The 12,837-nt window shown below is 60.5% G+C and carries 13 protein-coding genes; 9 read left to right on the top strand and 4 right to left on the bottom strand.

The window, feature by feature from the left end; genetic code table 11:
* Nucleotides 1–67: 67 nt before the first annotated feature.
* The 3 genes from J2X67_RS26075 to J2X67_RS26065 form a co-directional block, all read right to left on the bottom strand.
* Nucleotides 68–637, bottom strand: a complete 570-nt coding sequence (locus J2X67_RS26075) for a Yip1 family protein (protein WP_309957798.1) — start codon at nucleotides 635–637, stop codon at nucleotides 68–70.
* A 163-nt stretch (nucleotides 638–800) separates the two neighbouring features.
* Complete coding sequence (locus J2X67_RS26070) at nucleotides 801–1,082, bottom strand: YdhR family protein (RefSeq protein WP_309957795.1); 282 nt, start codon at nucleotides 1,080–1,082, stop codon at nucleotides 801–803.
* 30 nt (nucleotides 1,083–1,112) lie between these two features.
* Nucleotides 1,113–1,766 (bottom strand): response regulator transcription factor, encoded by a 654-nt coding sequence (locus tag J2X67_RS26065; RefSeq protein WP_309957794.1) that lies wholly within the window; start codon nucleotides 1,764–1,766, stop codon nucleotides 1,113–1,115.
* A gap of 122 nt (nucleotides 1,767–1,888) precedes the next feature.
* Between J2X67_RS26065 and J2X67_RS26060 the strand changes: the two genes are divergently transcribed.
* Nucleotides 1,889–3,628 (top strand): NB-ARC domain-containing protein, encoded by a 1,740-nt coding sequence (locus J2X67_RS26060; protein ID WP_309957792.1) that lies wholly within the window; start codon nucleotides 1,889–1,891, stop codon nucleotides 3,626–3,628.
* A 20-nt stretch (nucleotides 3,629–3,648) separates the two neighbouring features.
* Here the strand turns inward: J2X67_RS26060 and J2X67_RS26055 are convergent, their stop codons facing one another.
* Complete coding sequence (locus tag J2X67_RS26055) at nucleotides 3,649–4,137, bottom strand: YfbM family protein (protein WP_309957790.1); 489 nt, start codon at nucleotides 4,135–4,137, stop codon at nucleotides 3,649–3,651.
* A gap of 158 nt (nucleotides 4,138–4,295) precedes the next feature.
* Here J2X67_RS26055 and J2X67_RS26050 point away from each other — a divergent pair, with 158 nt between their 5' ends.
* The 8 genes from J2X67_RS26050 (at nucleotide 4,296) to J2X67_RS26015 (ending at nucleotide 12,829) form a co-directional block, all read left to right on the top strand.
* Nucleotides 4,296–5,114 carry an alpha/beta hydrolase gene (locus J2X67_RS26050; RefSeq protein WP_309957788.1) on the top strand — a complete coding sequence of 273 codons (819 nt, stop codon included), beginning with the start codon at nucleotides 4,296–4,298 and terminating at the stop codon, nucleotides 5,112–5,114.
* 245 nt (nucleotides 5,115–5,359) lie between these two features.
* Nucleotides 5,360–5,974, top strand: coding sequence for a hypothetical protein (locus J2X67_RS26045; protein WP_309957786.1), 615 nt, complete (start codon nucleotides 5,360–5,362; stop codon nucleotides 5,972–5,974).
* A gap of 1 nt (nucleotide 5,975) precedes the next feature.
* Nucleotides 5,976–6,497 carry a prepilin-type N-terminal cleavage/methylation domain-containing protein gene (locus tag J2X67_RS26040; protein ID WP_309957784.1) on the top strand — a complete coding sequence of 174 codons (522 nt, stop codon included), beginning with the start codon at nucleotides 5,976–5,978 and terminating at the stop codon, nucleotides 6,495–6,497.
* Nucleotides 6,491–7,102, top strand: coding sequence for a GspH/FimT family protein (locus tag J2X67_RS26035; protein ID WP_309957782.1), 612 nt, complete (start codon nucleotides 6,491–6,493; stop codon nucleotides 7,100–7,102). Before J2X67_RS26040 ends, J2X67_RS26035 begins: the two co-directional genes overlap by 7 nt.
* The gene (locus J2X67_RS26030; RefSeq protein ID WP_309957781.1) at nucleotides 7,099–7,512 is read left to right on the top strand and encodes a pilus assembly protein PilV; all 414 of its coding nucleotides are present in this window, start codon (nucleotides 7,099–7,101) and stop codon (nucleotides 7,510–7,512) included. Before J2X67_RS26035 ends, J2X67_RS26030 begins: the two co-directional genes overlap by 4 nt.
* Nucleotides 7,499–8,641, top strand: a complete 1,143-nt coding sequence (locus J2X67_RS26025) for a PilW family protein (RefSeq protein WP_309957779.1) — start codon at nucleotides 7,499–7,501, stop codon at nucleotides 8,639–8,641. The genes J2X67_RS26030 and J2X67_RS26025 overlap by 14 nt, the downstream gene beginning before the upstream one ends.
* A 38-nt stretch (nucleotides 8,642–8,679) precedes the next feature.
* Nucleotides 8,680–9,303, top strand: a complete 624-nt coding sequence (locus J2X67_RS26020) for a hypothetical protein (RefSeq protein ID WP_309957777.1) — start codon at nucleotides 8,680–8,682, stop codon at nucleotides 9,301–9,303.
* A gap of 31 nt (nucleotides 9,304–9,334) precedes the next feature.
* Nucleotides 9,335–12,829 carry a PilC/PilY family type IV pilus protein gene (locus tag J2X67_RS26015; RefSeq protein WP_309957775.1) on the top strand — a complete coding sequence of 1,165 codons (3,495 nt, stop codon included), beginning with the start codon at nucleotides 9,335–9,337 and terminating at the stop codon, nucleotides 12,827–12,829.
* Nucleotides 12,830–12,837: the final 8 nt, after the last annotated feature.

Here is a 12,837-nt window from a genome sequence, read left to right as displayed (position 1 = left end):
GAGCTGACGAAATGGGTTGTGTCACTGTGTCGTGTTTGAATTTTTGTAAGAAATCGAATTCCGACTCTCAGCGCCCCGAAAATACCGACATCCCCCAGCCGACGATGCAAATACCAATCAGTCCACCAACCGCCACCACAACCGTGAAAACCGCTGCTTTGTCCTGTGGAATTTTCATCAGAACTGGAGCGCCGGTATATACCAGATAGATACTATAAAGCGCGGGAATGACACCAAGAAGCGCCAACAACGGAATGATGCTGAAAACGCCACCCAAAAAGGCGGCTGTGCTCGCGTACGCAGCCAATTTCAGTGCACTCAGAGGGTTTTTTGTGCCATTGAAGCTTGGGGCGAGAGCATCGATAAAGAGTGCCAAGACATAAATCATTGCAAGCGACATGACGTAGCTCGCAACCATCTGCCCGAGGCCCGTGAAAATAGGAACACGGAAGTTGACGCCAAAGGCTCCTACCCCGATGAGTGATAGGCCAATGAACCCTGCAACAGCCGGAACGATCGCCAAGATGCACACATAATTCTTGAACAATGAAATCACATCGGCTGGCTCTGCTTCGACTTCTGGCCAAGCAAGTTTTGGTTTGAGCAGAACCTGTTGCGCACGTTGGATGATGTTCATTGTCTTCTCTGATAGCGACATCTTTTGTCGCGCGATAAGATTTTTCGGAGCGGATATTTTGAGGAACTGGAAGCGTAAAGTCTCTTCTGCAGATGTAGGAGGGCATCAAGATGCACTGGCCTGCCGGCATCCAAGAGATATCTTGTTATATTTCTGCTTAGGACTAGACGCAGTTGTAGCGTTCTATGTGGGGCGTGCTAAGACCTAATTGGCGCAGCTTTGGCAATTGGTTGCCCAGGTATTCGTTCGCAGCCGAGTTTGAATCGAACAGGCAGGTGGCTCCTACACGTCCCGCATATCGGTTTTGCGTCCATACTTTCCAAAGCAATCCCCGCCCTCCACATAGCCAGCTTTCGCCATGGGCCACGAATTTTTCCGTCATTTCCTCACCCCATGGACCGGTGTGCGGAAAACTTATGTGTACAAGCTGGCGCTGGTGTTCCATGAACGAATTACCTCGGGAACATTGGGCCTGTTAAACAAATTGTGTGCGGGCGGCAAACTGCGCAATTTCCACTGCGTTGTGCAGTCCGAGCTTGGCCATCAGCTTCTGGCGATGCGTGCGCACCGTCGTCAAGCTGATGCCAAGGTCACGCGCGATCCTCTTATTGCACAGGCCCCGGCCCACCAATTCGATGACCTGCTTCTCGCGGGGCGTCACAATCTTTGCAGCCGCCTGCGCCGCGTCGTTTCGCCGGGCCGGGACGCTTGCCGCGTCGGCCGGGCCAACGGGCAATGGCGATTCGGCCGCGGCGGCACCGTCCAAAATCGCGTCGATGGCCTTGAGGAACTGGACCGGGGAGCATCCGGGCGTGATGACACCCTGCGCACGACGCAAAAGGGCCGCCGTGTGGAGATCCGCGGCGGCCGGATCCATCAACAAAAGAAGCTTGGTGGGCTCAGTTCCGTCCGGGGTTTCGAACGTTCTCTTCACGACGTCGGCGCTTTCCATGCGTCCCAACATGTCCACGACCACCAGGTCCGGGCGCAACGTTTCAAGGTCCGCACCGATCTCGCTCAAGGCGCGGCCGTCCGCAATCACTGTATGCGGGGTCGCTGCATGAAGCATCAAGTTGATTCCGTGGCGCACGATGCCATAGCGGCTCGCAATCAATATTTTCTTTGACACGCAATGTCCTCTCGTAAGCGTGCAAACTTATGCACGTGATTTCCTGTCGATGAGCGACTTTAGAAATTCACCCGTTCCACATGCATCCCTCCCGCGTCCCACCAGCGTCCCATGAGATTCCCGTGAACGCGGACGTGCTGAGGCTCTTTGGAACGCCGACGCTGTCGCTGGCCGGCTCACGGCGCCAGGAGGCGCTGCAATGGCACAGCCATATCGGTCTCATCGCCTTGCTGGCCTGCGTCCCCGGATGGCACTCGCGCGAATCACTGGCGGCGCTCATCCGCCCTGACGCGGCACCGGCGGTGGCCCGGGCATATCTTCGAAGACTCCTTCACCGAGCCCGTGCGCTGTTGCCACAAATGACGGCGCTCGAGATCGACGCGACGCGGGTTCGCTGGAACGGCGGCAGCGACGTGGCCGCATTCGACCAGGCAGTGGCACGTAAGGAGTGGCAAGCTGCGGTGTCGCTGCATCGCTCGCCCTTTCTACAGAGCGTGGGCACCACGGGCCAGGACGCCATCGACGATTGGTTTCACGAGACGCGAGTGAGGCTTGCCGGCGCGCAGCAAATGGCGCTGCTTGCACTGATGACACAGTTGTACCCATCATCCGAAGTCGATCTGTCCGAGTTCATGCAGCAGCTCGCCGAAAACTCTCCGTTGGACGAAAGCTGCATCCAGTTTCTTTTGCTTCATGCGCGCACGCCCCTCGAAAAGCACACGGCTGCGACCGCGTACCATGTTTTCGAACGTCGCATGGAACAGGAACTGGCGGCGAAGCCTCGCCCGGAGACGCTCGCGTTGTTTCGCGAGCTCCAGGGCCGCAGCGGCAGCGCGCCGGCCGCGCCCAACCGGACGCGCGAGGCGCAGGAAGAACGGATAGGCGCTATCGACGAACTCCCGGACTATGGTGACGAGCAGCTTCTGGGCCGGGGGCACGAATTGGAGCTGCTGCGCGAGCTTCTCACAGAGAACGAGGCTCGCCTGATCGCAATTCACGGCATGGGAGGCATCGGCAAGACCCGACTCGCGCGCCGCCTGTACGACGACGTGGCCACCGAGGTTCCCAAACGCGCGCTGTGGGTCAGCCTGGAATCCTGCTCACCGCAGCACGATCTGATGAGCATCGTTGCCTCTCGGCTGGGTGTTGCAGGGCCGCGCGAGACAGCGGAATCGCGCGTCGTCGACCGGTTGCGAGGCCAGAAGACGATCTTGTTTCTCGACGGATTCGAAGCGCTCATTGCGGACACCGATGGGCTCGCGCGACTGGTCGACAGAGCCCGGGATCTGCGCTGTGTGGTCACGACCCGCCAAGCGATCCGCTTGCCGCAAGAGCGCCTGCTCCTTCTCAACGGTCTGGATTGGGACGGCACAAACTCGGAAGCCGCTCGCCTCTTCCACTACCATGCCGGTCGTAGTGGGTACCTCCAGAATGATGCAGATGGAGCGGCGGTTTGCCAACTGGTGGGGTATCTCGAGGGTCACCCGCTGGCGATTGAACTTGCTGCGGCATGGGCACCCCTGCTTCCGGTAAAGAGCATCCTTCTCGAACTCAAGAAGGACTTCCGCTTTATCGATGCGCCGACTTCGCGCACTTTGCACGGCCGCAAGGACCTGCGCGAGATCTTCGAAGCCGAATGGGCGCGCTTAGACAGCGCTGAGCAAACAGCACTGTCCGCCATCTCTGCGCTCGAAGGCAGGATCGATCTTGCAGCCGCGCGCGCAACCATCGGCGACGACGGACCGAGCACCCTCTTGCGCCTGGCGAACAAGTCGCTGCTCGGACGCGCGGCAGACGGATCCTTGACGATCCATCCGCTCCTGCGCCAGTTTGTCCGGTCGAAGGCACAGCCGAGCAGCTGAGAGGCTCGGCGGCCGCTTGTTCATGCCATGAACATCAAGACGGCTTCGTTGCTCTGCGCCGCCAACGTCAAAAAGGCCTGGAGCGCTTCGTACTCTGTCTGGCACTCCTGGCGATCCTCGTCGCGGCCCGTCCAGTCTTCCGGATAGATTTGTTCAGCCTGCACACGCGAGAGTTCAAATCGTGACCAGAGCGCCTCGAAACCGATGCTGTCGAGTTGGTGGCTGAGTGCTTGAACGTCCTTGGCTGTGTTGAAACGATAGGCCCCATAACCACAGTCGGTCCCGGAAATTTCAGAGCCTCCGAGCACCGCGTTCGCCAGGACGCCGACCCGCTCCCATGCCGCGCCCACCAGCAGGAAGTGAATCAGTTGCCACGAGCGCACGATCTCAAGGTTATGTTCATCCGTCTGCGCGACTTGGTCGACCGTGTCCTCGACGCCGACCTCCTTTTGCAACACTTGGGCGAGTTGGGTCTCCGGAAGTCTTTGAAAGTGGCAAGAAATGGCCATGGAAAGCGCCTTTGAAAGTTGTCGGCATGGGCGTGTACGCCCGATGGTTAGAAGCGGATTCTCCATTCAGCTGCGCGGGCAGAACTCGTGCCGGGGAATGAGGCCCCTCATGCATCCGCAGTAACCCCTCGGTTCGCTTTCACGATGAAGCTAGGCGGATGCAAAACCATGTTCTTCGGTTCGCCTTGCGCACCCTTCCCCGCACCATCGCAACCCGGCTCATGATTGCCGCAGCCAACCGGTCCATTCGCCCGGAGGTCTCGGCGGCAGAACAGGAGGCTCTCGAGGGCAGTTTCGAGTTTTCTTATGGCGACCCGCCGGGTCGGGTGGCCAGAAGTTGGGGCGACGGCCCACTGGTGCTGCTGGTCCACGGCTGGGGAGGCCGTGCGGAGCAGATGGCGCCTGTGGCGAAGGCCCTTGCCAAACTCGGCTATCGCGCGGTGGCGATCAACGTCACCGGCCATGGAAGCTCAGCAGGCGGATCCACCGCATGGTCGCATTTTGTGCACGACCTTGCCGCGCTCGGCCGCGAACTGAAAGTCCCGGTGCGAGCACTCGTGGGCCATTCGGCCGGAGGACTCGCAGCCATGGTTGCCCAATGGCGCGGCCTCATCGAGGCAGAACGCTACGTTTGCATTGCATCGCCTTCATACCCTTACCCGCCTCTCGAGGGCGTTGCACGACGGCTCGCTCCTCCTGCGGGATTGCTTCGTCGCTACCGCGCCTATCTGGCGAGCGAGCTTCAGGCGGACTGGTCTCAGCTCGAAGGCTGCGAAGCATTTGCAGGCCTCGGTAGCCGGCTCATGCTGATCTACGACGAAAAGGACCGGTTCGTCGCGCACACGCAGGCTGATCGCATCGCCTCCGTCTGCACGGGAGCGCGCGTGCACAAGACTTCTGCATACGGGCACACGCGGCTGCTCATGGCGGCGGAGGTCCGCGATGAAATCTGCAGGTTCATCTCTGAGTCCACGTGAACCGGGTCGAGCTTAGCCCGTTCTCCAATGCCGCCCTCACCCCCTGCACCAGCTCATGCACGCGCAGGATGTGCTTGGAAAGTTACCAGACGTAAATTTGGTACGCAAACATAAGTCGAAGTGTGGGCGCCTGAAATCCTTGTTCGCATGGATCCGCGACTTCCGCTCGAGCAGGGAAGGTTTGTCGCCGCTGCGAAGACCGTAGATGGCGAACTCGCGTGAGCTTCCAACGTCCGGAGAAATCGATGAAATTGTGGTTTGGATCAGCCCGGAAAAAAGCGGTGCCAAGCGTCACGCCGGCGCCGCCCTCGCCCGGCAGCAACGATCGCGCGAAATCTGCCTTGCACCGCGAGGTGGTCGATGTCGCCCTGCACGGCACGCTTATCCGCCATGGCATCCCAAGATCGTGGGTGGTCGCGGAGCTTCAGACGGCGCCTCCAGTCGCCGCCCAACCGCGCTCGGACATCTGCTTGATCGTTCGCCAGTGGGGCGGACTGCCCTGGATCCGCGCGGCAGCCTTCCAGCGGACGTTCATGCGCCGAATCAGTCTGCTCGACCGCAACCAGCATTTGTGGCTTCGATGCGTCGCATGGCAGTTCAAGCTTCATGAGGAGGGCGAAGGTGGCCGCGGGGCCCATCCCCCTTTCGCGGTCACGGAGCCCGCGCCGTTGACGGAACTGTTCGCGTCCCAGGAAGCGCCGGCCGTCCCAAAGGCAGAGCCCCCACAACCTCGGCAAGAGTCGGCAAAGGAAAGACAAAGCCGACTCGCCGCAGCCAGCGCCAAGCTCCTGGGCGGCCGCTGGCGCGATTCCAACGTTGCCGAATTCGAAGACACGATGCCCCTCGAGAGGGCGCATTGAATTGACCGCCATCAACCGCACCGATTGCATGAACAGCCATCTCAGAAACCATCCACAACGCCGCCGAGCGCCCTCGGCGATCCGTGGCTTCACACTGATCGAAGTTCTGGTCACGGTCACGATCATCGGGCTGCTTGCAGCGTTCGCGATCCCCCTGTACGGCGACTATGTGCGGCGTGGACAGATCACCGAGGCGGTGACCTACATGTCCGACTACCGGGTGAAGCTCGAGCAGTATTTTCAGGACAACCGAAGCTACGGCACCGCCGGCGCCAAATGCGCGAACCTCGCGGGCACGGCGCCCGCGTGGAGCGATTTCAAGCCCGCGAATGCGCGCTTCTTCACCTACGACTGCACGGTGACAGCGACGGGCGGCTACAAGCTCACGGCCACGGGTGCACTGAGCCGTGCCATCGGCCACGAGTACACCGTGACTGAGACCGGCGCAAAGTCGACCACCAAATACAAAGGCGAAGCGTTCACGACAAAGAATTGCTGGCTGCAGGCGGGGGCCGAATGCTGAGCGCGAAACAGCAGCGCGGCTTTTCCATGGTGGAGGTGCTCGCTGTCGTCGCGGTGCTGTCCCTCATGCTTGCAGCCCTCGCGCCCGGCGTGATGGACTGGGTCCGTGCCGCACGCGTTCGGAACGCGGCGGAAGCGGTCTACAGCGGTCTGCAAAAGGCCCGCATCGAAGCTATTAAGCGCAATGTGCCTGTGACCTTCTGGCTTGTCTCTGCGCCCGACTCGGGTGCGCTTCCCGGAAAAGATTGCAAGGTGAATGCGAAGTCGGCCTCGTGGGTCGTCAGCCTGGAGTCCCCCGCCGGCCAATGCGAGGTCAGCCCATCGACCACCACCACGCCCAAGATCGTGGCGACCCATGGCGCGGGCACTGTTGCAGCTGGCGTCTCGGTCTCCGGCTTGGCCAACGACGGAACAACACCAGCCATGTCCGTCACTTTCAACCCTTTGGGGCAGACGACGATGAACTCGGCCGCCTTGAGCCGCATCAACTTCGACCACGAGGCCGAAAGTGCCCGGAAGTACAGCGTACAGGTGTCCGAGGCCGGGGACATCAGGCTGTGTGACCGTGTGGTCAAAAACGCGGGCGACCCGAGGAGGTGCGCATGATGAAGCTGCGCATGAGGCAGCGCGGAACGCGGGAGCGCGGCTCGGTCCTGCTGGAGGCCGTGGTCGGCATCTTCGTGCTGTCGTTCGGCGTACTGGCGATCGTGGGACTCCAGGCCGCGATGAACCACGCACAAGGCACGGCCAAATTCCGCGCCGACGCCGCCAACCTGGCCGCCGAACTGGTGGGGCTGATGTGGGCTGACCAACCGGGCCTCGCGTTCTACACGACGGACCAATGCAAGAACCGTGGTGCCTGCCGCCAATGGGCGGAGAAGGTCGCGAGCGTTGTTCCCAAGGGCGAGGCTGAAATTCAGAATCTCGGATCAGGCGCGGTCGAAATCAAGATCAAGTGGACCTCGGCCATGGAGGGGGAGCATGTCTATGTGCTGCGCACGAATGTCAGCTTCTGAGTTCACTGGCCCGCGCACGGGGCAGGCCGGCTTCACCATCATCGAACTGATGATCGGTCTTCTGGTCGGCCTTTTCGTGACGTTGGGCGTCACCTACGTACTCATGAACATGGAGGGGCAAAAGCGCACCGTCACCAGCGGCAGCGACGCGCAGCTCACCGGCGCCCTTGCGCTCGCCACCCTCACCCGCACCCTCCAGCCCGCGGGTTACGGCTTCAACCAAGTCCCCGGCGTCATCGGCTGTGCCTTGGCCAACAAATACGGTGGCGCCGAATTCAAGGGACTGCCCGAGCGGCTCGTTCCGGTGGTAATCGAGGACGGCAAGGACGGCGCTCCGGACATCGTTCGTGTGTTCGCGAGCGGCAAGGAGTCGTATGCGATGCCGCTTCGGCTCAAGGAGACCTACAGCCCCTCCACACCTCTTACCAAGGAGCAGTTCGTGCCCTTGGCACTGGCCGGAGTCCAGCCCAAGGATTCGACGTATGCCGGCGACCTTATGGTCGCAGCCATTGATGCCATCCAGCCTTGCGAGATTTTTCATGCCTCTTCCGTCGCGGCAGGAGCCATCGGCCGAAAAGACGATGGAGGATGGAACGCCTCGGGCTTTCCCAGCCAGAACTACAGCAGCGGCAACTACCTCATCAACCTCGGGCAGCCTTTAGACGCGACCCTCGCCGTATCGCCTGACGGTGCTTTGACCCTGAAGACACTGACGTTCTCCAGCACGGGCGTGCCGAGCTACACCAGTGCCCTGCCCGTGCACCGCGACATCGTCAACCTCCAGGCGCTGTACGGCAAGGACACGACCTCGCCGCCGGACGGCGCCATCGATGCATGGAACACGGATACGCCCACCACCAATGCACAGTGGCAGCAGGTGGTTGCAGTGCGTGTCGCCGTGGTCGCGCGCAGCACCCAATTCGAGCGCGAAGAGGTCACGCTGCAAGCCCCCGAATGGGATGTAGGCAAGGAGATCAAGGTGAACGGAGCGAAAGCCTGCAGGGCCAACAGCGGCAGCGAGTGCCTGAGTCTGGACGTGTCGACCTTTCCGGAGTGGAAGCACTACCGCTACAAGGTGTTCGATTCCATCATTCCTTTGCGCAACATGGTTTGGAAGGCAGCGCTGTGAAAAGGCTACCGAACTCCGGCCGCCGAGGCTCACCCCGGATGCGCGGCGCGCAACAGGGCATCTCACTGCTCTTCACATTGATGGCCTTGGTGGTGATGGGCCTCGGCGCCATAGCGCTCGTGCGTTCGGTAGAAACCGGAACGACCGTGATCGGCGAACTCGGATTCAAGCAGGACGCGCTTGCCGCAGCGGCCGCAGGAACGGAGGAAGCCATCGCCTGGCTCAACAGCCGGGCAACCGGGGCTGCGCTGGAGACGGACGACAAGACCGCGGGGTACTACGCGACCGGCATCGATTCCCTCGACCCCACTGGCAACCAGACCACTAAGGAAAAACCGCTGCGGCTCGTGAGGTGGGCGAAGACCTGTTCGGACGACTTCTCGCCATGCGACGTGGATGCCTATGAATCGAAGGTTTCGGTCAACGGCAACACGGTCAAATGGGTGATCACCCGGCTTTGCGAGAAACAAGGCCCCGCCGGTGAACTGAACACCTGTGCGAGGCCGCCCCTTTCTGCCAACGCTGTCGCGAACGATCGCGGTGAAGTAACGCCCGACGGGCGCATCACCGTGGGCAACACCACACCTTACTTCCGGATCATCGTCCGCGTCGATGGACCACGCAATACCGTGAGCTACACCGAAGCAATGGTGCATTTCTGACGGAAACCTCTTTCTTCACTACTTCAATGTCATGAAACCACCACGCGCTTTAAAGACGGCTTCACAGACCCGCATCGCGCTGATGCTCGCCGGGAGCGGGCTCTGCGGCGCCGCCATGGCGGCGGGTACCGACATCTCCAGTGTTCCGCTGTTCACGGCAACGAACGTGAAACCGAATTTCATGTTCCTGATGGACGATTCGGCCAGCATGCTCAGGTGGTGGCTTCCAGATCAGGCCTCCCCCTGGGCCCCGGCGCAAGACAAGAGCACGGACCGCGACCCGCTAAGCCCTGCGCCCAACGCCTACTATGAAGAATCCAAGATCTCGAAGATCTTCAAGTATGGCCAATACAGCACGCAGTGCAACTACCTCGCCTACAACCCTGCGACCACCTACCTGCCGCCCCTGGATGAACAAGGGATTCCGCAACCACCTGGTCGCATGAGCGACTTCAAAGACGAGAAGTACCAACCTTTCTACTTTACCTACAAGGGCAAAGAACCAGTAATGGGCTTCAAGTGGGTGAACGGCGAAGTTCAGACCAACTCGTTTTATTACCAGTGCAATTCGCTGATAGGCCAGGGAGACGGCGCCGGCGTATTTGACAGAGTCGAAGTGGCAAAACTCTCCGACTGGCAGAAGCAAAACTTTCAGAACTGGCGGTATTACTACAGCACGCGCCGTGAGATGGCCAAAGCTGCGATCAAGCAGGTGTTTCGTCGCGTCAAAGATGACTATAGGGTGGGTTACAGCCGCACGTCCTATGACAAGGCCGTCGACCTGAGCAGCACGACAAAAGCGGACAGATGGAAATTTCTGGACATCCTTGACTTCGACGACAACCAGAAACTCAAATTTTTCGGCGCCATCCACAATTCCGATGGCGGCTTCAACACGCCGATACGCGGCGCCTTGTCCAAGGCGGGCCAATATTTCGCCAACAAGGCTCCGTTGCAAAGCCGAGATCCCGTCCAGCATTCGTGCCAACGAAACTTCACCTTGCTGGCGACCGACGGCGGATGGACGAAGGCAGGTGAGAGGACAAAAGGCGGCGAATACTTCGATTTCGGCCCATACGGCGTGACAAAGACAATGGCCACGCCGTTGTCCGTCGGTCAGCAAGACACCGGCGCAGATGTGAAGCGACCGATGCGCGATTCCGGAGGCGACAAAGTTGAAACGCTCGCAGACGTATCCGCGTATTACTACAACACAGATCTTCGCAGCGATGCACTCGAAAATTGCAAAGGTGACGGCGGCAACCTTGTCTGCAAGAACAACGTCAAGGGAGAGACTGCCGATGCGTTTCACTCCTTCGGCGACTCAGCAGACTACCAGCACATGACCACGATGACACTTGGGCTGGGACTGAACGGAAACGTTGCGTACCGACCGGATTACAAGACCGCCACAACGGCGACGTTGCCCCGCGACTTCTACGACATCGTCAAGGGGCCCAAGAACTGGCCCGCGATTGCCGATCCGGGGGACAAGAACGACTACCTGCCTCTAACGCACAACGACGACCTCTGGCATGCAGCGGTCAACGGCCGCGGCCAATATTTCAGCGCGTCGGACCCGACGTCGCTGATTCGGAGCCTGAGCGAGGCGCTGGACATCGTGAAGGCGTCGACCGGCGCGGCGTCGGCTGCGTCGACCAGCACGATTCGTCCCACTGGCGACAACAACGACGCATTCGTGGCGAGCTACGTGAGCCAGAAGTGGATCGGGGACGTGCAGCGGTTCCGCGTGAACCCGAAAACCGGCGCCTTGGAAAACCTGACCTGGTCTGCGCGAACCGAACTCGACAACGTGGCAGCAGCAGATCGCAACATCTTCTACAAGAAACCGGATTCAAATACGAACCGCGCTTTCACCGTCGACAACCTGCGTGACGACCGGTTGGGTAGGAATTTCAGGGACTTCTGCGACAAGCCTGGCGCCAGCGGCAACGGAAATCCGGATCAATGCGAGATGCTGGCTCCGGAAGAACTCGACGCGGCAAACAAGACTGAAAACCTTGTGAAGTTCATCCGAGGCGACAAGTCCATGTCGTACTACCGCAAACGCGAGAGCACCCTGGGCGACATCACCAATGCCTCGCTGCTGTACGCTGGAAGCCCCTCGTTCCCTTATCAAGACCCGACATACGTCAACTACAAGAAGGAGCCCGCATCCGTCAACCGGCCAAAGATCGTGCTGGCGGCTGCAAACGACGGAATGCTGCACGCCTTCGACCGCGAAACCGGTGCCGAGAAGTGGGCATTCATCCCCAGCGCCGTGATGCCGAACTTGTACAAGCTGGCGGACACCAACTATCCCAACAATCACGCGGCGTTCGTCGATGCAACGCCAGTGCTTGCAGACGTGTACATCGACAAGGGCAAGGGCGAGGGAAAGAAGTGGTATTCGATCGTCGTGGGCGGCCTTGGAAGTGGCGGCCGCGGCTACTACGCGCTGGACATCACCGACCCGTTAAAGCCCGAAATTCTCTGGGAGTACAGCGACAAAGACCACCCGGATCTTGGGCTGAGCTTCGGCAACCCGATCGTCACCAAGCGCCAGGGCAAAGACGGCAAATGGGTCGTGGTATTTGCTTCGGGCATGAACAACGCCTCGGGTGTGGGCAAGCTGTTCGTGCTGGATGCCGCGACCGGGAAACTCGACATCAAGGAACCCCTGACCACAGGCGTCGGCAATCCCGATGGACAGAGCGGCCTTACTTACATCAATGCCTGGGTGACGGCCGAGGGCGACAACCAAGCGCTGCGGTTCTATGGCGGCGACTTGTGGGGCAATCTCTGGCGCTTCGATATCGACGGCCTAGTCGAACCCAAGGGCGCCGCCCAGCTTCTGGCCAAACTCGTCGGTCCAGGCGACAACGGCAGGCCGCAGCCGGTAACGACGAAACCGTCGCTGGCCGAGGTCAAATACAACGGCATCAAATATGCCATGGTCTATGTGGCAACCGGCAAATACCTGGGCATCTCGGATCTTTCCGACAAAAGTTTCCAGTCGTTCTACGCGATCAAGGATCCGCTCGCTGCGAGGAGCTGGGGTAAGGTCCGGGGCAGCTTCGACTTTGTCGAAAACACCATCGTCGCAGGAACCGCCACGAACGGCGACCCTACGCGCCAGGTAAGTTCGACTCCGGTGGACCTTTCCAGCAAGGGCGGCTGGTACGTTGACTTCCCCGTCGCCGGGGAACGCGTATCGGTGGCGCCGTCCCTTGCGTTGGGCGCGATATACGTGCCGGTGAACTCGCCGGCGCCCTACACCTGCCAAGTCGGCGGCAGTTCTTTCCTGTATCGCTTCGACATCCTGACTGGCAGCGGCACCGCCTCGTTCCGAGGCGACGTCCTGATCCAGGGCCTGAGCGTCATCCAGCTGACTGACGGCCCGAACAAGGGTGGCATAGCGCCCATGAGCACGGGCAGCGATGGTAGCGTGCGACCTGAGAACGAAAACCCGCCCACGTTCGGCGTGGGTCTGAAGCGCGCCTCGTGGCGAGAGCTGGTGAAGTGAACGCAAGC

Source organism: Variovorax sp. 3319 (assembly GCF_031456585.1).
Lineage (GTDB): Bacteria > Pseudomonadota > Gammaproteobacteria > Burkholderiales > Burkholderiaceae_C > Variovorax > Variovorax paradoxus_P.
This window is presented reverse-complemented; position numbering and strand designations above follow the sequence as displayed.